Genomic DNA, 23,163 nt, shown 5'->3' with positions numbered 1-23,163 from the left:
ATCCGTATTCTCACGCCGTCGCGCCGCGCTGCCACCAAACAGGCCGCCCCGGGCGCGCACCCACCAAGCCATCGAATGAAAGAAGTGTCTCATGGATCTGACTACCGAGCAGTTTGACCTCATCAAAGCGCAATTCGCCACGCTGAAGGAGCGTTCGCCTTTCTACGCGGCGAAATTCGAAGGCATCGACCTCACCGACGTCCAAACGCAGGAAGACTTCGAAAAACTGCCGTTCTCCGAGAAGGACGACCTGCGCAACGCCTACCCGCTGGGCCTGCAAGCCGTGCCCGACGAGGAAATCGTGCGCATCCACTCGTCCAGCGGCACCACAGGCACGCCGGTCATCATCCCTTACACGCAGCAAGACGTGACCGACTGGGCCATCCAGTTCGCGCGCTGCTACGAAACGGCGGGCATCACGAACACCGACCGCATCCAGATAACGCCTGGTTACGGCCTGTGGACCGCCGGCATTGGCTTCCAGCTGGGCGCAGAGCGGCTGGGTGCCATGGCTATCCCCATGGGCCCCGGCAACACCGAAAAGCAGCTGAAGATGATGCAGGATTTGAAGTCCACCGTGCTCTGTGCCACCAGTTCCTACGCGCTCTTGCTGGCGGAAGAAATTGCCGAGCGCGGCATTCGCGACCAGATTCACCTGCGCAAAGGCGTTATTGGCTCCGAGCGCTGGGGCGACAAGATGCGCCAGCGCATCGCCGGCGAGCTGGGCGTGGAAATTTTCGACATCTACGGCCTCACCGAGGTGTACGGCCCCGGCATCGGCATTTCGTGCAGCGAGCATCACGGCATGCACGTATGGGCCGATTACGTGTACGTGGAAGTGGTCGACCCCGCCACCGGCGCCCCGCTGCCCGACGGCGAAGTGGGCGAACTCGTGCTCACCACGCTGCGCAAACAGGGCGCGCCGCTCATCCGCTACCGCACACACGACCTCACGCGCATCATCCCCGGCGACTGCGCCTGCGGCCTGCGCCACCCGCGCATCGACACACTCACCGGCCGCACCGACGACATGTTCAAGGTGAAGGGCTGCAACATTTTCCCTGCTCAAGTGGAGGAAGTTATCGCGGCAACCGGCGGCACGTCAAGCGAGTACCAGGTGATGATCGAAAACATCAGCGGCAAAGACGTGCTCACGGTGCTGTTCGAAACCCCGCTCGACGGCGAGGCGAAGGAGCGCGCGCAGGAGGAACTGGCTCTCATCTTCAAAGCAAAGTGCGGCTGCACCCCCGACGCCATCGGCGTCCCCATGGGCGAACTCCCCCGCTCCGAGAAGAAAACCAAGCGCATCTTCGACAGCCGGTATTAGAAGAGAAAGCCCCGCCGTTTATTGAAACCGGCGGGGCTTTCTAGTTAGATTTATTCCACATGGATAAGCCCTTGTCATAGTGGTAGGGAGGGCAACTGTCTTGTGGCGTATTCAATAGCGCGAAGCGCGTCACTCTTTTCAAAAAACGATTCGTTGCACTCATTTTTTCGCGTGATTGGTGCTCCACTGTGGTAAAGTAGGCGCATGCATTTTGCGAAGGGACATACTGTTGTTGACGAGCGCTGGCGGCTTGAGTTGGCTGTTGCCGCTGCGTGTCGGGCCTTCGCGCCACGTGCTTTTGAACGCCTCACGCCTGCGCCTTCCGAGCGCATGGCCGCGCAGAGCGACTCATCATTCCGCGCCCTTTCTTATTATTCCTACCGATACCTCTAGCACATGGGTTTGCCCGTGGTGCTGCCTCGCTGTATGCAGGCGCTCACAAGGGCAAGGTCATGTGCGCCATTTCTGCTCTTTGTCATCCTGAGCGAAGGGTGTGTCGCACGTCGTTGCGACAAGTGTTTCACGTGAAACACAGGGGTTGAACAGGACATAATCAACAAGGAGAACTTCCTATGATCGAAAAACTCTGTATGGTGCTCATCTTCGTTGGCGTGGCGGTGGGTGTCGGCATTTACTGTCGACGACACACCGGCACGGTTGACGGCTTCATTCTGGGCGGGCGCAACGTGGGCCCGTGGCTTTCGGCGTTTGCGTTCGGGACCAGCTACTTCTCCGCCGTTATCTTCGTGGGCTACGCGGGACAGTTCGGGTGGAAGTACGGCGTGGCCGCCACGTGGATTGGCATCGGCAACGCCATCCTCGGCAGCTTGCTGGCCTGGTGGGTACTCGGCCCGCGCACGCGTGAGATGACGCACCGCCTCGGCGCGTCCACAATGCCCGAGTTCTTCGGCGCGCGTTTCCAGTCGAAGGGTTTGCGCATCGCGGCCGCGGCCATCATTTTCGTGTTCCTCATCCCGTACACGGCGAGCGTTTACAACGGCCTGTCGCGTCTGTTCGGCATGGCGTTTGGGCTGCCGTACGAGTGGTGCGTCATCGGTATGGCCGTGATCACCTGCATTTATGTGGTACTGGGCGGCTACATGGCCACGGTCATGAACGACTTCATCCAAGGCATCGTTATGCTGCTGGGCATTGTGGCCGTCATCGTGGCGGTGCTCGTGAACAACGGCGGCTTCACCGAGGCCATCACCACGCTCTCGCTCATTCCAGCGGAAGACTCCGAGATGGCTGGCCCGTTCGTCAGCTTCTTTGGGCCGAATCTGCCCGACCTCATTGGCGTCATCATCCTCACGAGTTTGGGCACGTGGGGCCTACCGCAGATGGTGCAGAAGTTCTACGCCATCAAGAGCGGCCCGGCCATCAAGCAGGGCGCCATCATCTCCACGGTGTTTGCCATGATTGTGGCGGGCGGCAGCTACTTCCTCGGCGGCTTCGGGCGGCTCTACGGCGGTCAGGTGGAAATGACCGCGGCCGGCACGCCGGTGTACGACTCCATCATTCCCACCATGCTGTCCACGCTGCCTGACCTGCTCATTGGCATTGTGATTGTGCTCGTGCTGAGCGCGTCCATGTCCACGCTGTCCTCGCTCGTGCTCACGTCGTCGTTCACGCTCACGCTCGACCTCATCAAAGACAACCTCGTGAAGAACATGAGCGAGAAGCGCCAGCTCTCGTACATGCGCGTGCTGCTGGTGGTGTTCATCATCATTTCGGCCGTGCTCGCGCTCATCCAGTACAACTCGTCTATCACGTTCATTGCCCAGCTCATGAGTATCTCGTGGGGCGCGCTGGCCGGCTCGTTCCTCGGGCCCTTCTTCTGGGGGCTCTTCTCCAAGCGCATTTCGCGGCCAGCCGTGTGGGCCAGCTTCATCGTGGGCGTGGGCCTGACCTCGGGCAACATGATTGCCGGGTTCGTGGGTACGCCGTTTATTGCCAGCCCCATCAATTGCGGCGCCATCGCCATGGTGCTTTCGCTGGTTATTGTGCCGCTGGTGAGCCTGTTCACCAAGCATGTGGAATTCGAAGTTGACCCACCCCACGTAGAAGGCGCCATCGACCGCGAGTACGAGCAAGAGCTGGAAGGCGAAGGGGAAGGCGCGGCCCCAAGCACAAGCGCGGGCGCACCTCAACCCGACGCCACCCCCACCCCCGACCCCGAAGACGAGCCCACCACCGCACCCGCGTAAGCCGCGTAAGGCAGGTGTAAGTTTTCGACGCGGGCGTTACGGTATACTGGCCTCATGATCTTGGAGCTTATACTCATATACTTTCCGGCGCTCGTGTTCGGGTGGCTGTTCTGGCGCAATTACCGCAAGGAGCCGCGCCAGTTCCGCAACGCTCTGTACTTCCTCGCGCTGTGTCTGTTTGCGTTCTGGGGACTGTCTGTGCAGTTCAACTTGCCGTGGCTCGTGCTACTGGGCTTCGCGGCCATCCCGTTTGGCCTGGTAGCACTCGTGGTGTTCCTCATCGCGAACACGGTTGTGGTGGTGCGCCGCGAAGGGCTCTCGCTCGCGCACCTGTTGCCAGGGCTTGTCGCCACCGCCATCATAGCAGCCTGTATCGGGTTGCCGCTGCTGATGGTGGCGGCACCCATCATGCCCGTTATGGCGCTAACCTCACTTGTGTTTGTGGAAGGCTCCTACATCGCATTCACGTTTACGGCGCTGCTGCTATATTCGTGGCTGTATCGCCGCCTGCCAAAACGCTGCGATTACGACTACATCGTGGTGCACGGCGCAGGCCTTTCGGGCACGAAACCCACGCCGCTTCTGGCCGGCCGACTGGACAAAGGCGTGGAGCTCTGGGAGGCCGGCGGCAAGCGCGCGCTCATCATCGCGTCGGGCGGCCAAGGCCCCGACGAGCAACTTCCCGAATCCACCGCCATGAAGAACTACCTGGTGGAAGAGCGTGGCATACCCGCTGATGCCATCATCGAGGAAAACCGCTCCGCCACCACTATGGAGAACCTGCGCAACAGCAAGGCCATCATGGACGCGCGCTCGGGCGCGGGCGCGTACCGCGCGGCCGTGGTCACCAGCGACTATCACGTGTTTCGCACGGCCGAGTACGCGCACCAGATTGGCCTTGTGGCCGACGGCGTGGGCAGCACCACGGCCCGCTACTTCTGGCCCACCGCATTCATCCGCGAATTCGTGGCCGTCACGAAGGCTCACCTGTGGCCCATTCTGCTCATTTTCGTGCTGTGGCTGCTTCCCGCGGGGTGCTCGCTGCTGGCCCGCTAGCCCCTCTTTTCGCAGGTGCAGCCCAAAAACCTTTACTTTTTCTCCCCTCATTCTACGGATGATTGTATACTGAGGCGGCAAGTGCCGAGCGGCGGCTGTTCGGCCTGCGTCCTCAGCGCACGCATGGGGCGGCGCGGAAGGCGAAGGCGGAACCATGCGCGTGCCGGAGCGGCGGAAAAGCACGGCGAAGGGGACGCATATGGAAGGATTTGACCTTATCAGCACGGGGGCGTGGTCTATTATCCCCCCGATTCTGGCGCTGGCCCTGGCGCTTATCACGAAGGAGGTGTATTCCTCTCTCGCGGTGGGCGTGTTCGTTGGCATGGTGATTTACCAGTTCACGCTCAACGGCGCCGGGTTCGAGCAGCTGGTTGACTCGTTCACCATGGTGCCGCAGATGATGGCCGAACAAATTGCGGGCAACGGGGCGCTGTTGTTATTCCTTGCGTTATTGGGCGCGCTTGTGGTGGTTATCGCGGCCGCCGGCGGCTCGCGCGCCTACGCCGAATGGGTATCCACGCACATCAAGAACGCGAAGATGGCGCAGATTCTCACGGCGGTGCTCGGCATCATCATTTTCGTGGACGACTACTTCAACTGCCTCACCGTGGGCGCGGTCATGCGCCCGGTCACCGACCGCTTCAAGATCAGCCACGAGAAGCTGGCGTGGATCATCGACTCCACCGCTGCACCCATCTGCATCATCGCGCCCGTGTCGTCGTGGGCCGTGGCCGTGGGCGGCTACCTGGGCGAAGGCGGCTTCACCACGTTTGTGCAGTCCATCCCGTATAACTTCTACGCGCTGCTCACCATTGTGTTCGTGTTCTTCATGTGCGCCACCAAGCGCGATTTCGGCCCTATGCGCGTGGCCGAGGCCGAGATGCAGCAGCCCGCCGATGCGCAGCGCAGTATCCCCGAGAAGAACAGCGCCCTTGAGGCCGTGTCCACGGTAGGCCTCACCGGCGCAGCGGCTGACGGATCGCCGCTCAACATGGACACGATTATTGCCGAAGAGGACGAACTTGACGAAGCTGCGCAAAGTGCGGTCGAAGAGTTCAAGGGCATGGCCATCTCCGAGAAGGGCCGCGTGTTCGACCTGATCATTCCTATTGTGGTGCTTATTATCTTCTCGATTCTGGGCATGCTGTACGCGGGCGGGTTCTTCCAGGGCGTCGACTTCGCCACGGCCGTGGGCGAAAACCCGGTGTTTGGCCTGTGCATTGGCGTGTGCGTGGCGCTGGTGGTGACGGCCCTCATGTTCCTGCCGCGCAAGCTGATGACGCTGTCCAGCTACATGGACGGCGTGGCCGAGGGCGTGCGCTCCATGGTGGGCGCCATCATGATTCTGGTGCTGGCGTGGAGCCTCGGCGGAACGTGCCGCTACCTGTTGGGTACGGGCGAGTTCGTCAGCAGCTTCTTGGAAAGCATCGGCGTGGGCCTGGCGTTCTTGCCGGCCGTCATTTTTGTGGTGGCGGCGTTCATCGGTTTTGCTATGGGCACGTCGTGGGGCACTATCGCGCTCATTCTGCCCATTGTGATTGGCGTGTTCCCGGCCGACAACCCGCTGTTTTTGGTGGCTATTGGTGCGACGCTCGGCGGCGCGGTGTACGGCGACCACGTGTCGCCCATCTCTGATACCACCATCCTGTCGTCGGCGGGTGCGCAGTGCAACCACCTGCGCCACGTGGCCACGCAGCTGCCGTACGCGTCGGTGGTGGCCGTGGTGTGCCTGGTGGGCTACGTGATTGCCGGCTTCACAGGCAACCCGTGGATCTCGCTGGTGGTGGGCGCGGTGCTGATGATCGGCGGCGTTTTCGTGCTCAACCATTCCCCCTATGGAGCGGTTAAGAAGTAAGAGGAGGAGGAATCCAGCAACGGTTCCTTACCTGCCAAGTTGATTGTAAGGGGGCTGCAACGAACGCCTCTTCACCTGCCAGGTTGATCGTAGGGCAAGGGCTCTGCCCTTGCCGACAACTACGGTTGACCTGGCAGTTTAGTTTTGCCGAGCGGCACGGGCAGAGCCCTTGCCCTACGGAACCCCCCCTGCCTTTACGCGCTCACAATGTGAGGAAGAGGTTGGTCGTGCGGCTCACACGGCACGGCGGCGACGCGCTGTTCCTCAAACGCTATGCCTACCACGAGAGCGTCCGGGCGCAGGCGCGTGAGCAGGCGATCGTAGTTGCCGCCGCCGTATCCCAGGCGGTTGCCCGCCTCGTCGAACGCCACCAGTGGCACACACACCACGTCCAGCTCTTCGGGCTGCACCAGGGGAAAGCCAGCGCGTTCCAGTTCGCCACAGGCAAGACAGCGCAGGGGATGGGCGAGAAACGCCTCTCGCGCTTCGCCCACCCGCTCGCGCGGCACCCGGTGAAACACCATGCGCGCGGGCGCGTCCGGTTCGTCGCGCACCATGCACGGGAAACACACGTCCCATCCCCGCGCCCACGCAGCCTGCGCAAGCCGCTCAAGATTCACCTCACTGCGCATGGCAGCGTACAAAGCCAGAAGCGGTGGGCGCGCGGGCAAGGACGAAAGCGAGCTCGATTGCGCACCGCTACCGGGGTCACGACCACCCACCTCGCGTCGCGCGTCCCACGGGCCAATAGCTTCCGCCACAAGCTCTTCCACCGACTGGCAGATCTGCGCGCTTTTTGCCGCCGCAGAATACTCATCCAGCGCATCTCTGCAGGCGAGCGCCCTGTTCCTAACAAAAGATTTTTCTTCCTTCATATTCATGAGGGTCAGTATATCATTGAAGCTCACAGGTCAAATTTTTATACGTCAAGGGGGTGTGTTTTTATCACTTTTCGATAAGTGCAGGTCAAGATTGCGTTGTAGTAACCGTTTCCAATCGTTTTGCTATGCAATCGGCTCAATGACCTTGCTATAATCATTATGCATTAGGTACACTCGAACCATCTCGAACCGCCCCCCGATGCTGGCGCGGAAATGTCGGGATATGCTTTCCCCCGCAGCTTTTTGAGAGGTGGAATGCGGCGAGTAATTAGCATCACTATGTGCAGGCCGCGCAGCGGAAGTCCGGAAGCCACGCTTCCGTCGCGGCAGCGAGATTGGAGACATCGTGCAATTCAAAGCATCAACGGACTACGGTCTGCGCGCGATCCTGTACCTGGCGGCGCAGGGCACCACTTGCTCCTCGAAGGACATCGCCGAGGACATGTCCATTCCCCGCGACTACCTCATTCAGTTGGCGCAGCTTCTGCGTAACGCCGGCCTGATTGAGGCGCGCCCGGGCAAACACGGCGGCTATCGCCTGGCCAAGGATGCCTCGGATATCACCGTGTTGCAGGTCATGTCTGCGCTGGAAGAGGACGCGAAGCCGTCCACGCGCGCCAAGCGCTCTTCGCGTAAGGGCGGCGCCATGGTGCAGGGCGTGAAGCAAACGTACCAGCTCATTGAGGAAAGTTTTGACGCTTATCTGAATAGCCTGAGCATTGATATGCTTCTCAACAGCGTGAAGAACGGCGACAACGGCCGCAAATTCCTCGCCAAGCGTCTGGAAGAAGAAGGCAAACGCCTGTCCGAAAGCGTGTAACTGCGCCTTTTCGCACTTCTTTCGTTTCAGCCGCACCACACGGCACTGAAATCGTGGGTTCTTCGCATGCCGCAGGCCCGCGCGCCGATGACTTATGCGTCGGCGCGCTTCGCTTGGCGGCGAGAGCGGTGGGTTGAGTTTAGGTTTTGTTTATGGTTGGCCGTGGGCTTTCGCCGCGGCTTTTTTGTTTGGGCGGCTTCAGCGGGAATAGTGCCGCCGGCCTTTAGCCCAGCCCCAACACTTGCATGACCAGCAGCGCAGCCGTGAGCACGGTCACAATGCCCACGGTCACCCAGATGAGCGTGCGTGACACCAGACGCGAGCGGTAGTTCCCCATGATGCGCTTGTCGGCCGAGATGATGGCCATAAACACCAGCAGCACGGGCAAAATGATGCCGTTCACGAACTGTGCCGTCAGCATGACGCCCATGAGGTCAATGCCGGGAATGAGCACCACAATCGCCGAAAACGCGATGACGAACGTGAAGATGCTCTTGAACAGCGGCGCTTCTTTCCATTTGAACGAGACGCCCGCTTCCCAGCCGAACGCCTCGCAGATGACGAACGACGTGGTCAGCGGCAACACGCACGCTGCGAGGAACGACGCCGCAATGAGTCCGATAGCGAACAGCGCCTCGGCGTAGTGGCCCGCGAACGGGGCAAGCGCTTTGGCGGCGTCGGCGGCGGATTCTATCTCGATACCCTGGGGAAACAGCACAGCGCCCGTGGTCACAATGATGAACCACGCCACCAGGCACGCAGCGATAGTGCCAGCCACCACGTCCACCTTCTGCGAGAAGAAGTCCTTAATGCCCACGCCTTTTTCAACCACGTTGCTTTGGGCGAAGAACATCATCCAGGGTGCGATGGTGGTACCTATCATGGCAATGACCAGCGACACGAAACTGGTGTCGTTCACCACGTGGGGAACGACCGTGCTTTCGAGCGCGTTTCCCCAGTTGGGCTGCGCCATGAACGCTGCCACAATGTAAGTGACGAATACCAGCGACAAAATGAGGAACACTTTTTCCACGCGCTTGTAGCTGCCGCCGACAATAAGCAGCCATACCGCGATGGCGGCCACGGGGACGGAGAGGTATTTCGACACGCCGAACATTTCCATGCCGCTGGCGATGCCGGCGAACTCGGAGAACGTGGTGGCCACGTTGCCTATGAGCAGCGCCAACATGGCGAGCGCCGTCAGGCGGATGCCGAAGCGCTCGCGAATGAGGGCGGCGAAGCCTTTGCCGGTGACCGCGCCCATGCGCGCCGCCGTCATTTCCACCACGATGAGCAGCACGCACATAATTGGGATAACCCAGAGCGTCGCGTAGCCGAACTTCGCACCCACGGTGGAATACGTTGAGATGCCGCCGGCGTCGTTGCCGGCCATGGCGGTAACAATGCCCGGGCCGAGGGCGGCCAAAAGGAGCCACAGCTTGCTGGGCTTTTTGGTTGCTTGCGGTTCTGCGGGGGCTTCCGGCGCGCCGGAAGCGGTGGGGGCAGCTGAGGTGGCCGAGGTGGCCAGGCGGTCTTTCGCGGCGGAGCCCATCTTGAAGCTGCCCCATTCACGCTTGCTGCGCTCGGGAGTTGCGGCGCGGCGCTCGTTGGTGTTTTTGGCTGCCATGTCGCTACCTCCCGGTATAGCCGACGACCTGCAGCAACACGAGCGTGTACAGGCCCAGGAACAGCGCTGCAGCCAACACGATGCCCACTACCTTGAGCGCGGTGGCTTTCGTTTTGTCGCCGCTCACGTCCTCTTCGATGGCATCCCACGCATCGTCCACGGTGACAATACCCAGGAGAATGCCGTGCTCGTCAACCACGGGCATGGCGGGCAGGTCATATTTGAAGATGTCGGCGGCCACATCTTCTTCCGTTTCGTCCGGCGCGACGGAGATCACGTCGTCGTACATGACGTCGCCCACGGGCTTGGCGTCGTCGGTCAACACGAGGGTGCGCAGCGATAGCACACCTTTGAATTCGTCGTATTCGTCCAACACGTAGACGTAGTGGACGGTGGGGTGGTCCTCGGGCAGTTCGCGCAGCACCTCGATGGTTTCACCCACGGTGTTGTCTTCGTGCACGGCCACGAACTGCGTGGTCATCATGCCGCCAGCGGTACCGTCCTTGTAGCCCAGCAGGCGGCGGATCTCGGTGGCGTCTTCCACACCCATGAGGCGCAACAGGGTTTCAGCCTTCTCGTAAGAGAGGTCGCGCACGATGTCGGCGGCGTCGTCCGGATCCATGTTACCCAGCAGGCCTGCGGCGCGGGCGTCATCCAAATCTTCGATGAAGTCGGCCTGGTATTCGTCTTCCATTTCCGAGATGGCCTCGGTGGCTTGCGCGTCATCGAGGTGCTGAAACACGTTCGCGCGCTGCTGAGGGTCGAGTTGTTCCAGAATGTCGGCCACGTCGGCGGGGTGCAGCTCGTCGAGGCGCTTGTGGGTGACGGACAGCTGCACTTCCGACAGGTCGCGGTCGAGCAGGTCCATGTAGTTCCACGCGATAATTTGCTCGTCGATTTTCTTGCCGAACACACGCGCGATGGCCACCACGGCCTTTTCCAGCCACGGGGCCAGGCCGCGCAGGATGCCGCGCGCGCCCACTTCGGCGCCCAGCAGGCGCAGCTGCGAGCCGGACACGGACAGCTTGAGGTCGTTTACGCGCACCACTTTCATGCCCTGCGTGTCGACGATCTGGCGATTCAGCAGGTCGCGAGCCAGTAGCACCTCGTCGGGTTGCAGGTAGCTGAAGCGAATGTCGTGCGCGGGCACGGCCAGCTTGATGCCGTCTTCGTCGAATTCTTCGACATACTTGCGCCACGAAATCATGAACGGAACTTTGCCCGGGCCTTGGAAGGCCAGGCTGGTGATGCGGGGGAACACTTCGCCGGTGGAGATGGCCAGATCAGAGATCGTGCCGATCTTCTCGCCGGTGGCATCGATGACGGGCTTCCCCATCATTTGAGAGAGGTAGAGCATGGCAATTCCCTTACTGTCATGCTCCCCAGGTGGCGAGGCGGCGTGCTGCGCAGAGCGTCGGCGCCACGAGGGCGCTGGCTGCGCGATGACGCACGAGTTTCGTGCGCACGCGGTCTTGTCAAACCAGGGAGCGCCGCAGCCGTCCTTCGACTGCCGGCGTAAGGGAAGTCGAAGGAGGACTACTTACTGTGAGGCTTCGATTTTCGAACCTTCAAGTACGTACCTTTCCTTCGGAAATAAAAAAACCGCACGTGCTGCTGCCAGTCGTTGCGGATCGGTGCTGTAAATGGTGCGCCGTGAGGGATTCGAACCCCCGACGTACTGATTCGTAGTCAGTCCCTCTATCCAGCTGAGGTAACGGCGCACGTCGAAACAGCAAAAGTAATTATGCCGGTAAGTAGGGTGTCTGTCAACGACTTTTTCCAAAAGTTTCGCCGACTTCACGCGAAGGTCAACAGGCGAAGGTCAAGAGGCGAAGAGGAAGCGAACTACTACGCCTAACTTTACTGCAAACCACTGAGCACCACTGAACACCTAGTACTTAAGTTACTTACTTTTACACTTATATTATCTTCTTCATCACTTTCTTGCGTTTATTATTTCATTCACCCCTTATTCGTCAATAACTTTTTAGCGCTCACTTTTCTCATGTCATCATCCTCAACCGCCGCCCGCTAGCTTACCCAAATGTTTCACGTGAAACATTTCAATCAAAAGACTCATTCGCCAACACTATTTCACGTGAAACACTTGGGTGAAAACTTTAAGAACTGCGGAAGTTGTAAGAGCTGCAAGAACTTTGTTTACCAAACGATGTTTCACGTGAAACACTTAGCCGCGAGTTTGATTGAATTTTTACTGGGCGATAAATGTTTCACGTGAAACATCCAGTTCGAACATTTGATTAAAAGGGTGCATTAGCTAGTAACTAAATGTTTCACGTGAAACATTTAGTAAAAAACGTTTGCGGAGAAAATAAAGAAACGACCGTGGGCTGGGGGCTCACGGTCGTTTTTGGCAAGTGATGTTGTCAGAACAGAGGTTACTTCTTGGAAGCACCAATGCGGCAGATGGTGGTGCCGCAGTCCGGGCATTTACCCTTCGTAATGGGCTTGCCGTTTTTCGTGGTTCCCTCGACGGGGTCCTGCATGATCTTCTTCGCCTTGCACTTCACGCAATATGCTTCGATAGCCATGGCTGTGTTACACCTTTCTGTCCTGAGAAGCAACGGGCCGAACCCGCGCTTCGATCACTCGAGTCTTCATTGCGAATCGCCCGCCTGTGCGGGTGTCAACGAGACACACGGCCGATCATTATACGGCACTATGTCCATCCTGTAGCTGGTGCGTGCGCGTGCGCTAGATATTCTTCAACAATTCCATAACGAACTCGGCGTTGTCTTCCAGCGTTTGACCGTCAATGTTTTCCAAGACGTCGTCAGCTTGCGCGAAAAATGCGGGTTTCGCGCCATCCATGCCGGCGAGGTGCATCGCCTGGAAGCCTTGCTTTATCGCGATGGACGCAGCGCTGTCGTCCCAAGACAACGCAGCCGACTCAATGGACAAGCCCGTAGCCTGCGACGCTTTCTTCGTGTAGCGCCGCATGCGCGACGAGGCCTTCACCTTGCGGTACGTTCCTTCGCGCTCAATCATGCTGAGCGCGCCGGCACCAAGTGCATCAATGTCTATGATGATGGAGCCGCGCAGATCCTGCCCGTGCTCAGCCAAAAATGCGCGCATGCCTCCCTGATGGGCCAGTTCAGCACCCAGGGCGACAAACCACACCTCAGTGTTGATATCAGGGTTGCGGAACTGGTAAATCTCTTTCAGCTCAAGCGGCATTGAGGGATCGTCCGCTAAGCCGAGAGGCACTTCGACAGCGTCCACTTCATCCTCGGGCATCGGATCGCTTGCGCGCCCCATGCGCCGGCGCGAGAATCCGCCACCGTTCCAGCGCGGACGCTCATCGGAAGCGAAGGTGTCGTCGTCATCTTCTACGTCATCCAGCGTAAAGTCATCATCATAAGGAAGAGGTGCGAAGGCATCAAAACCGCCGTCATTGAACGGGCGACTGTCCACCGGGGCAGCGTAGGGAGCTTCATAGGACTCAACGTACTCTTCTTCTTCGTCATCTTCGTAGCCAGCCGCGAAGCCTCCAGACGCCGGAGTAACTGTCGGCGTTGCGTAATCATCGTAGTAGTCGTCCTCGTAGCTTTCAGCGTAAGGGGCAGACGCCGGCAGTTGCTCGGCCGGTTCGTCGCCCTCACGGAAGCTTTCCCAGCCACCGCGAGCGGCGCCCACGGAACGAGCGTCGAATGATTCATCAACTTCAAGCCACTCTTGGGGCGTGGGTTCCTCTTCGTCCTTGCGCTTGCGGAAGCGCAGCCTATCGAGGAAGCGACGGCCGCGCGACTTGGGCATTTCCACATAGCCGGGGCCAGCAAAGGCGCCAGTTTCGGTGAGTTCGCCTTCGTAGGCGGAATCGTCCGCGTCATCAACGTAAATATCGTTCGGGTCAACGTTGTCCAAGAGCTCGGGGCCTACCGGGGCAAACGCACCGGTCGCACCAGCAGGCACAAATGCACCGGCTGCGCTGACCGCACTCTCGTCAGAACGCGGCAGGGAGCCGGAAAGCGACGGAAGTGCCGCACGCAGGTTGGGACGCGCGGACGCGGCGGCACCCGCGGAAGTGTCGGCCGATTGGTCGGCCTCAGCAGCCGCCTCCTGCACCGGATCGATGGAAGGCAGCATAGTAAGCAGACTTTTCGCCGCGCTTTTCGCGGACGTCTCAGCTTCAGCCAGAGGTGCACGCTGTTTCGGCAGTTCAGAAAGCGGAGTGGGAGAAGCCGACGACACCCCAATGTCGGGAAGCACAATGGGGCGGCGCTGCGGTAGCGGGGCATCTGTCTGATCAGAAACCCTCTGATCATAGGGCTGCTGCAGGTTGTCTTCCGGCATCGGCGCGGCATCATACGGCACAGACGCGTACTCAAGTCGCCCGCTGGCAGCCACCTCAGCAGCGGTTACGTCAACGCGGTTCGCGGTTCGCTGAACTTCTCCGCGCTCACGCAGCTTTTCTTCCTGGGCCTTAGCGGGGTCAAGGAACGAAGGCATGGCCACATCAGCCACCGGAGGCATGTCACCGAGGCGCAGCTCACTCACGTCGATGGGGGGCATAGCACAGGTGGCACCTTCCTCAGCACCAACAGGAACTGCGGTAAGGGAAGCGTCTGCAGGAGCAGGTGTACCTTCCGCAAACTCAGCCGCACTTTGGGGCACAGCAGAAGACGCCGTAGCGTCGTCTACAAAGGGAGCCCTCGCGGGTGCCGCACTTTCGACCTGCGCGGAACCTTCCGCCTTCTCGAACTGGGGAGCTTTCACTTCCATGATGCCTTCGCGCATACTTTGCAGGCGCGCTTCCATTTCGGACATCACGGCATCGTTCGCATCTTCGAAATGCGCGCTACTTTCGTTCATGGCAGCGTCGAGCGCTTCGGCGTAGCGTGAGCGCTGCACCGGTTTCTTGTCGTTGGCTTGCTTCTTGGCCTTCTCCTGTGCCTTTTTATACCAATCGGGAACGCCGCCCTCAGACGAGGGAGCTGGCGCAGCAGCAAACGGAGCCGGCGGCGCGGGAGGAACAGAGGGAACGCCGGCGGCCTCAGACGCAACCGCCTCGGACGCTTCCAGCATCGCTGCGTTCGCCAGAGCAGCCTCGCGCGTCTCGGGAGGCAGGGAAGCCAGTGCTTCGCGCGTTTCATCGCGCAGCGCCTGGTGATCGGCGTCCGTAGGTACGCCCAGCGGCGGCTCCTTCACCTGTACCAAATTCTCAGAAAGATCAGCGGAATAGCGGCTGGTCACCGGCTTACCAGTGAGAGCAGCCACGGCCGCCTTCGCCGCCGCTAGGCGCGCGGCCTCGCTTTGCGGCGCGGGCTCGGGGGCCTTCAAGTTTGCTGCCGCGTACACCAATTCCGCACCCTCGGGCACCAATCCGGATGCGCGCGCAGCCTGTTCGCCATGTACCGTAGCCTGCGCGCCCGATGCGCCAAGGTCGACATCGCTCACGCGGCCACGCCCAACGCGGCGCGCCACTTCCAAAAGCACGGCGACACCCGATGCGTTGCAGTTGGCAGCCTCGTTGTACGCTGCAACCTTGTGCATGATGGCCTCCAGCACGGGCACCGCCACCAGCACCAACAACACGACCATGATCACGTTCAAAGCCAAGGTCATGGTCTCGCTCACGTGCGCAAGCACCGTTGCACGCAGAGCAAGAAGAATCGGTGTGGCCACCATGGCACCCAAATTCGCCCAACGAAGGATGGGGAGAATATTGATGAGTGGGGATTTCAACTCGGCGCGCACCTTGCCGCTATCGTAGTGCGCCACCAGAACCACCTTGCGACGGCGCGTACCGCCCGCCTCGGCCGTATAGCCGGGCTCGTATTTCGCCACCACATTCTGGCTGACGCCGCGGGCAAACGCCTTCGACAGCACCGGCTTGTCAAGCGCTTCGGCCGCAAGCAGCAGAAGGGCAATCACCGCCACCACAATGGCAGGAATAAGCAGCATCGGAACGAAGAGAGAAAGAGCGCCGACAACCAGCGTCGCTGCACAGCAGATTGCGCGCGGCAAATCACTGCTGGCGGCGCCGTTAAAGTCCTCGATGACGGCGGAAAGACCCGCTTCCTTCTGAAACTGCTCCGTAATATAAAGCGCGGCCTGCTGTTCTTCCTCCGTACCCGCAGGGCGCGGCCCTATTTGCTGCGACAGATATGCGACGTGGTCTATAATCTCAGGCATAGCCTTTGCCTTTCGCTCACGATCCGGTGCCATTCAGCTGGGCATACATATCGCTAGTATACGCTATTTAATTGTCGTTCCCAAATAATCACGAATAAACGCATCCGCTGATCCGGCCTGTGAACGAGCCGTTGAATAGGTCTCTGTTAAGGGAGCCGTTTCACGTTCGAATGTTTCGTTGATAGTGCGCGTAAGATCGCTTGGAAGTTCGGCGGCCATCGTGGCTGCTTCGGCGTCGGCGCGCGTGTAGGCGTCGTTTTGCGCGAACGCTTCATCCTTGTTTTTCGCCAGCAGCGCCTCGTCAGAGGCGATGGCGGCGTTGAGAGCCTCAATGCGTTTGGCTACGTAGTTGAGCGCCGCGGTGAGGTCGGCATCAGGATAGGCGGATGCGGCTGCGAGCAGGGCATCCTGCGCTTCCGCGAGGGCGGCTACTGCAGCTTCGGTTTTTTCCTTGGAGGCCGTGACGTGTTCGTCAGTGGTGTCGGTGACGAGCGCCGCAGCCTCGCGGGCGAGCGCGTCGGCGGAAAGAACGTCCTGCCAGGCGGCGCTAGCTTGCTTGGCCGCCTCGTTGGCAGCGAGGGCAGCTTCAACAATCTGCTCACCCGCCTCAATCATGGCCAGGCGCGCTGCCACGGCAGCAACTGACTGGTTGGCAGCTTCCTTGTCCCGCGATTCGCGCAGCGATGCAGACACGTCACGCACCACCTGATCAGCTTCTTTTAGCTGCGCGGTGGTTTCCGGAAGACGCTGCAACACGGTTTTGGCATCCGTGAGACTTTCAGTGGAAAGCGGGGAAGCCACCAGCGCGTCGAGGGCGACCATGGTTTCGTCGGCCTGTTTCACCAGGTCGAGCGCGCCATCAAGCTGCGAAACTTGCGCGGCGTGCTGCTGGTGGTCGTGATACAAATAGAGGCCGCCGGCACCTGCCAGGGCGAGGCCGATCACCACCACGAGCGATGCCGCAAGAATACGGCGAAGTCGGCGGCGGGCTTTGCGGCGCGAGATTTCCTCTTCCGGCGTGCGCATCTGCGTGGGTAGCGCCAGGGAAGTTCCTGCGCTGCGCGTCTTCGACAGGCGTCCCACCTGGGAATCTCCTGGGACCGCTGAAGGTGCAGCCTTGTCAGCAGCGGCGGCTTCAGCCGAGGCAAACCCGCCGTCGGACAGCGGGAGACCGCGCTCTTTCACGGGCGTGCCGATGGCTTTTTTCCGCCCCAGCGGCAACGTGAACAGCGATATGTGGCCGAAGCGGGAGGTGCGCGCGTCGGGATCGGCCTTGGCGGGGCCTTCGAGCTGGTTTTTCGCCGCGTCCAGCACGCTGAACGATATCTCGTTCGACGTGCCTACAGTGTGGCGTTTGATGTGCGCGGCGCGCGCAAATTTGTCGTCCAACTTACCCATGCAATGCCCTAGCGCTATCCTTGCTCACGTACGTCTGCACACTGATCAGGTGATTCTTGCTGTTCGCGCGCGGTCATTTCGGCAATTTCTGCCGCAATTTCTGCGCACGTACGCACTTTAACGGTGCGGCTCGGCAGCGTGTTGAGAAAAGCCTTGCCGTAACTTTTTGTTAAGAGGCGGCGGTCGGCTAGGATGAGCACACCGCGGTCGTCCGCCTTGCGGATGAGGCGGCCTGCGGCTTGCTTCGTTTCCAAGACGGCCTGGGGTAGGACGAAATGACGCCAGGCCTGGTCATCGCGGGCGGCGCGTTCGCAGGACAGGGGGTCGGTGGGCTTCGCGAAGGGCAGCTTGGGAATGACGACGCCTTTCAGCGTGGCACCGGGGGCATCGAAGCCTTCCCAGAAGCTTTTGAGCGCGAAGAGCGACAGGTGCTCGTCGGCCAGGAAGTCGTCGCGGAGGCCCTTCACCGACACGCCCCACTTTTGGCAGACGACGCGAAGGTTGTCGGTTTTGATCTGGGGCTGCACTTCGTCGAAGCAGCGCTCCATTTCGCGGCGGTTAGTGAACAGCGTGAGCAGCGAGCCCTGTTGCGCGCGGTGCACGTCCACGAGCAGCTGCTGCAAACGGCCCAGGTAGGAGGGGTCGTTTGGCTCCGGCATGTCGGAGGTCACGTACACCGTCATGTTGGCGTCGAAGTCGTAACTGGAGTCCAGCTGGCACGAGCGGCAGGTGGAACCTTCGGAGGCGTTCAGGCCGAGCGCTTTTTCGAACGCGTCGAACCGGCCGTCCACGGCCAGCGTTGCGGAGGCGAACACCACCGAATGGGTGCGCGCGTACAGCGTATCGGCCAGCGCTTCGCCCACGTTCAGCAGCAGCGCCTCCAGCTTTTCGACGGCGCGATCGTTCTTGCGGCACAGCGTTGCGGAATAGGCGTAGCATTCGGGGGCTTTGTCCAGGATGACATCTACGGCGTTGATCTGGTCTTTCAGCTCCATGGCGGTGGAAGCTATTTCCCGCTGGATGGCGGCAGCGCCTTCCACGTCTTCCAGATAGCCCACCAGTTCCTGGCAGGTGGTGACCAGCTTTTCGGCCGCTTGCGCCATCACGCGGCCTAGAGATGCCACCTGGGAAAACGTTGCGCTTCCCCGAATGTCGTCATTAAGCCACAGCTCAACATATTCGTAGCCCTTACCGCGCTTGTTGGCGTCGAAAAACAGCAGGTCTTTCAGGTGTATGGAGAACTCGCGCGCGGCCTCGGCATAAGCGGTGCCGGCGGAGCGCGCCTTGGCCGTGAGCGCGTAGAAGAGCGTGGCACCGTCGCCGCCTTCGGGAGCGACGACGCGGCGCTCGGCGCGCACGAACACGTTGCGCGAGGCTTCGTCGGCGGACACACGCGTTGCCAGGCGCAGGATGTCTTCGGCAGCGAGCGACAGGGAGAAGGCGCGGCGCGCTTCGTTTTCGGCGCCGTGGGCCTCGTCCACCACCCAGTAGCGAATCGGCGGCAGGAGTCCGCCATCAGCGGCTAGGTCGCAGAAGAGTAAGCTATGGTTCGTGACCACGATATCAGCCGCCTCGGCGCGACGGCGGGCACCGTGCACGAAGCATGACGTGCCAAAATAGGGGCATTTGCGCCTGAGGCACTCGTGGCTTGTGGTGGTAATGGTGTAGCGCGGCAGCGCGCGGAAATCTATCTTAAGGCCGTCCATGTCGTCGTATTCGGTTTGTTCGACGTACGAGAGAAGGGCGGCCAGCGCGGGTGCCTGCGACTGTTCCTTGCCTGCGACCAGGCGTGTTTGTGGGCCTTCCACCACCAGGCGCTCGATGCGTCGAAGGCACGGGTAGTGCGAAAAGCCTTTGAGGGCCGCAAAGGTGAGTGCGGGCGGGGTTGAGTTGGAGGCCGCATCAGCTATTTCATTATTTATTAGATCATCATTTTGAATGTCGGATTCAGTCTCTATTTGGGTAGTAGCAGCGCTTTGTGTGGCGTGAGAGGCGGAGGCTTCCGCGCTTTCGCCAGCTTTTGCGAGAGCGCGTTCAAGCGCGGGCAATTCATGATATACCAGCTGGTCAAGCAGGGCGTTTGTCTTTGTAGCGATGCCGACAGCTATGTTGTTTGTACGCGCGGTCAAAACGGAAGGCACAAGGTAAGCCATAGACTTACCAACACCAGTGCCGGCTTCCACCATGAGGTTTTCCGACGAGGCAAACGCATCGCGCACGGCATGTGACATAGCCAGCTGCTCGGCGCGTGCTTCAAAATCGTGGTAGAGGCACCCCACAAGCCCGTCCGGCGCAAAGGCAGCGTTTATTTCATCTTGCGTAGGGAATACCAGGTCACGCAGGGGATCAGCTGCAATTGCGTCCGCGTCAATCTTTGCCTTACGCTCGATGTGAGCAACACGCTCGCGACGCATAGCACGCAACGAGAACGGCTCACTGACTGAAAGTACGCTCGTTTCACCGCCGTCTGCATCTTGGGTGCATTCATTTTTTAATGTTTCAGTTGCTGAGTAAGTGTTTGAATCGTCGACAATCTGTTCGCTTATTCCACCAGACGCCTTTTCGCAAACCAAAACTTCCTCTAGCGCTTTTTTCGATGCAAAATAATCGAACACCACCTGCGTCGGCCACTGCGCAGGCGTTGCCATGCGCGCGATCTCACGTACGAGTGAAGTGGGCATCGCGTCAACCGCAGCCAATAAAATGCGGAATACCGCACACGTAGCAGCAACATCAGCGTCCGCGCGGTGTGTCGAAAGGGGAGCCCCAAATGCTTTTACCAGATCAAGCAACCTGTGCGACTTAAACCGCGGCAGCGCAATACGTGCCAAATCGAGCGAGTCAATCCAAGTGTTTTCTAATAAGGCATACCCACCCGGATGATTCGTCGTGAACGTACGGTCGAACTCCGCATTATGTGCAACTATTTTTGCATCACCCACGAACGCCGCCAACTGACTCAACGCTTCATTCGGCTCAGAAGCGTCACGTACGTCGTCATCGTGAATGTCAGTAAGATGCGCAACCTCTTCCGGAATAGGTTTCCCTGGATTAACAAACGTGATAAACCAATCAACTATTTCGCCGCGCTCCATACGAGCCGCCGCAATTTGCGTCAATTCATCATGGTTGAACGAGAAACCCGTAGTCTCCGTGTCGATAACCACAATATTGTGATCGAGTTCGCCAAAATCACTGGCTTCAGCGCGACGCGCCAATGAAGCATACCGCGCACGAATGCTTTCGGGAGTGCCATCGCTGATAAAACTTTGCAGGATGTCATGCGCCTGCGCACTTTGATTTTCCATAACGGCCAGCCTACCATCTCTCCCCAAAACACACAAATCAAAACCCCGCTATACAACGATGTTTCACGTGAAACATCTTACGCCGCCCACTAGGGGTACGCGCATCAACCAGACAGAACCTCAATTGTTTCACGTGAAACATTCCGACCATCGTTTGACTCGCACAAATTGTTTCACGTGAAACATCATGACCCAGCATTTCGCCCCACATTGAGTGTTTCACGTGAAACACTACCAATCCAACATTTCATCCTGCTTCAGTTGTTTCACGTGAAACATTTTGCGATCACATTATCCCGACTTTGATTGTTTCACGTGAAACACCGGGAATACTCATCCGATTAAAGAGGATAATTATTTGACCAATGATTTAACCGATGCCATTCTCTTCAGCGCAGGAAATGGCTCTTTTCAAGAACAAAAAATGTTTCACGTGAAACATCTCACTTCATTATTTCATTGCGAAAATGGGAACCCATGACAACACCCTAAATGTTTCACGTGAAACATTTAGGATAAACTTTCTCTACAAACGACCAATTCTTAGAATACGCCGCACGATTTCAGTCCGAAAAGAAGGCCAGCAACCACAAGTAGCAGGAAAAGCCAGCTCACCACATAGCAGCCTTTATTTCCTTTGCGTCCCTGCTCAATGAGTTTCTCCGACATTTTTCGGCGGCTTTTCATGATAACTGTGCCCTGTTGCTTCGCAGGGAATGGCATTGTTTTCGTGGGGGACCACAAACCCCCCGACTCGATTACCTGTTGAGCGCCCTGTTCTCCAAGATCAACGTCAGGGCGCACGCCATCAGCTATTCTTGGCGCTAACCCTTCAATAAACGTAGTAAATTCAGCTTCATAAACCGGTGAATAGCAGATTATGGCAGCCTCACCCCAATAATGGCCAGGCTCGGGATGATCAGTAAACGCCACAAAGGAAAGTATCGCCTTCAAATGCCATTCTCTTGCATTCAGTATGCGCAGCCGACGCGTCGTATCAGCATCAAAGAAACCGACGAGCGAACCAAACCGGTTTTTCATCCACGCAACGGTTTCGCCTTCCTCATTCGTATCAAAAATAATTTCGAATACATCGCCGACGAGATTGTCAGCGCCAAGCAATGCAGCCGCATCTTTTTTAGAGAGAGTATTGAACCGCGCATAAAAGCCAACGTACGTATCCACTGAGATCCCTTCGCCTCGTTTTCATTAAAAGTGTAACAGACGAAGCCCCTGGGTTAAACATTGGCTGAGCATCGCACCGCCGCGAACCCTCGACATCACAAAATGTTTCACGTGAAACATTCCGACTAGCGTAAAAACGCCAAGAAGTCTCAAAGCTTCAAGAATCAAAAACCCTGATAAAGAAAAAGTGCCCTTAGAAAATTTATCCCGCGCCCAAAAAACTCATTGGATGTTTCACGTGAAACATCCAATGAGCGTTCCAATTAAATTAAAAACGAATTATTCAGTACTAATTATTTCGCGTTCCCTTAAACAACGCGCTATTTCCCCTCTAAAGCATACCCAATTAACATCGTACACAACTCAGGGAACGAAATACCTGCCGCGCGGGCCGAGTCAGGCAAAAGCGAGGTTCCCGTCATACCAGGAATGGTGTTAGTCTCAAGGATCCACGCCTTACCCGCTTCGTCAAGAATGAAGTCGGAACGCGACACCCCTTCACATCCCAGCGCTCGATGCGCGCGAACAGCAAGGTCTTGAATTTCCGCAGTCACCTTTTCATCGAGAGGCGCCGGACACAAATGCTGCGAAGCTCCAGGAACATACTTCGACTCATAATCATAAAATTCATTAACCGGCACAATCTCAATAATCGGAAGCGCCCGAGGCTCATCGTTGCCAAGCACGGCCACCGTGAGCTCTTTACCCGCAACGTAATGTTCAATCAGCACCTGACGATCCAGTTCACTCACTTTTTCGACAGCAGCCGCCAAGTCATCCCTATTTTCAACAATACATACCCCCAGCGCACTGCCTTCCGTAGCAGGCTTTACAACACAAGGAAATCCAACTTCCTCAATAATCTTTTCGACATCAACAGTCGACGTAGGATTCAATACAAGAGAATGAGGTGTCGGAATTTGTTCCCGGCTATAAAACACCTTTGACTTCACTTTATCCATGGCAAGCGCGCTCGACCACACGCCGGATCCAATATACGGCAGCCCAATCATCTCAAGAAAGCCCTGCAGCGTGCCATCTTCGCCATATTTACCATGCAAGCAGATGAATGCCACGTCAAATGGGCCATCGATGAGCCGTTTCAAGTCCTCTTTATTAGACGGATCAAGCACCGTCACCGGAAATCCTGCTTGCTCAAGCGCCTCTTGAGCTCCTTTTCCTGAAGCCAGCGACACCTCGCGCTCGCCGCTCACTCCGCCAACAAGAAGCGCAACCTGACATTGACCTGGATCGACGCTTTCAACCATGGATCCTTCTTTCATTGTCCAACCATAACGTTCAGAAGTATAGCAAATACGAGCTCAGCCTTTGATCAACCTCAC

The 23,163-nt window shown here is 58.6% G+C and carries 14 protein-coding genes and 1 tRNA gene; 5 read left to right on the top strand and 10 right to left on the bottom strand.

Annotation, left to right across the window (positions count from 1 at the left end):
* Positions 1-91: 91 nt before the first annotated feature.
* The 4 genes from QNJ86_RS04180 (at position 92) to QNJ86_RS04165 (ending at position 6,445) form a co-directional block, all read left to right on the top strand.
* Entirely contained in the window at positions 92-1,327 is a 1,236-nt protein-coding gene (locus QNJ86_RS04180; RefSeq protein WP_283831331.1) for a phenylacetate--CoA ligase family protein, read from the top strand.
* A 572-nt stretch (positions 1,328-1,899) separates the two neighbouring features.
* A complete protein-coding gene (locus tag QNJ86_RS04175; protein WP_283831330.1) occupies positions 1,900-3,534 on the top strand; it encodes a sodium:solute symporter family protein in 1,635 nt (544 codons plus the stop codon).
* A gap of 54 nt (positions 3,535-3,588) precedes the next feature.
* Positions 3,589-4,590 carry a YdcF family protein gene (locus tag QNJ86_RS04170; protein ID WP_283831329.1) on the top strand — a complete coding sequence of 334 codons (1,002 nt, stop codon included), beginning with the start codon at positions 3,589-3,591 and terminating at the stop codon, positions 4,588-4,590.
* A 199-nt stretch (positions 4,591-4,789) separates the two neighbouring features.
* On the top strand, positions 4,790-6,445 hold the full coding sequence (locus tag QNJ86_RS04165) for a Na+/H+ antiporter NhaC family protein (protein WP_283831328.1): 1,656 nt from the start codon (positions 4,790-4,792) through the stop codon (positions 6,443-6,445).
* A gap of 194 nt (positions 6,446-6,639) precedes the next feature.
* On the opposite strand, the gene QNJ86_RS04160 is transcribed toward QNJ86_RS04165, so the two are convergent.
* Positions 6,640-7,326, bottom strand: a complete 687-nt coding sequence (locus tag QNJ86_RS04160; RefSeq protein WP_283831327.1) for a 5-formyltetrahydrofolate cyclo-ligase — start codon at positions 7,324-7,326, stop codon at positions 6,640-6,642.
* 346 nt (positions 7,327-7,672) lie between these two features.
* Here QNJ86_RS04160 and QNJ86_RS04155 point away from each other — a divergent pair, with 346 nt between their 5' ends.
* Complete coding sequence (locus QNJ86_RS04155) at positions 7,673-8,146, top strand: RrF2 family transcriptional regulator (RefSeq protein WP_283831326.1); 474 nt, start codon at positions 7,673-7,675, stop codon at positions 8,144-8,146.
* A 223-nt stretch (positions 8,147-8,369) separates the two neighbouring features.
* Here QNJ86_RS04155 and QNJ86_RS04150 read toward each other — a convergent pair whose 3' ends face one another.
* The 9 genes from QNJ86_RS04150 to QNJ86_RS04110 form a co-directional block, all read right to left on the bottom strand.
* Positions 8,370-9,773 (bottom strand): Nramp family divalent metal transporter, encoded by a 1,404-nt coding sequence (locus tag QNJ86_RS04150; RefSeq protein ID WP_283831325.1) that lies wholly within the window; start codon positions 9,771-9,773, stop codon positions 8,370-8,372.
* Positions 9,774-9,777: 4 nt separating this feature from the next.
* Positions 9,778-11,130 (bottom strand): magnesium transporter, encoded by a 1,353-nt coding sequence (locus QNJ86_RS04145; protein ID WP_283831324.1) that lies wholly within the window; start codon positions 11,128-11,130, stop codon positions 9,778-9,780.
* A gap of 287 nt (positions 11,131-11,417) precedes the next feature.
* Positions 11,418-11,494: transfer RNA gene (locus tag QNJ86_RS04140), tRNA-Arg, on the bottom strand.
* Positions 11,495-12,172: 678 nt separating this feature from the next.
* Complete coding sequence (locus tag QNJ86_RS04135) at positions 12,173-12,325, bottom strand: DUF5679 domain-containing protein (protein WP_283831323.1); 153 nt, start codon at positions 12,323-12,325, stop codon at positions 12,173-12,175.
* Positions 12,326-12,488: 163 nt separating this feature from the next.
* The gene (locus QNJ86_RS04130; RefSeq protein WP_283831322.1) at positions 12,489-15,929 is read right to left on the bottom strand and encodes an aminopeptidase; all 3,441 of its coding nucleotides are present in this window, start codon (positions 15,927-15,929) and stop codon (positions 12,489-12,491) included.
* 63 nt (positions 15,930-15,992) lie between these two features.
* A complete protein-coding gene (locus QNJ86_RS04125) occupies positions 15,993-17,327 on the bottom strand; it encodes a hypothetical protein (RefSeq protein WP_283831321.1) in 1,335 nt (444 codons plus the stop codon).
* A 14-nt stretch (positions 17,328-17,341) separates the two neighbouring features.
* Positions 17,342-20,635 carry a helicase C-terminal domain-containing protein gene (locus QNJ86_RS04120; RefSeq protein ID WP_283831319.1) on the bottom strand — a complete coding sequence of 1,098 codons (3,294 nt, stop codon included), beginning with the start codon at positions 20,633-20,635 and terminating at the stop codon, positions 17,342-17,344.
* Positions 20,636-21,178: 543 nt separating this feature from the next.
* On the bottom strand, positions 21,179-21,820 hold the full coding sequence (locus QNJ86_RS04115; protein ID WP_283831318.1) for a hypothetical protein: 642 nt from the start codon (positions 21,818-21,820) through the stop codon (positions 21,179-21,181).
* 320 nt (positions 21,821-22,140) lie between these two features.
* Complete coding sequence (locus QNJ86_RS04110) at positions 22,141-23,088, bottom strand: D-alanine--D-alanine ligase family protein (RefSeq protein WP_283831317.1); 948 nt, start codon at positions 23,086-23,088, stop codon at positions 22,141-22,143.
* Positions 23,089-23,163 lie beyond the last annotated feature (75 nt).

This window comes from Gordonibacter faecis (assembly GCF_030077735.1).
Classification (GTDB): Bacteria; Actinomycetota; Coriobacteriia; order Coriobacteriales; family Eggerthellaceae; genus Gordonibacter; species Gordonibacter faecis.
Note: the sequence above shows the minus strand (reverse complement) of the source record. Positions and strands in the feature narration are given on the sequence as shown.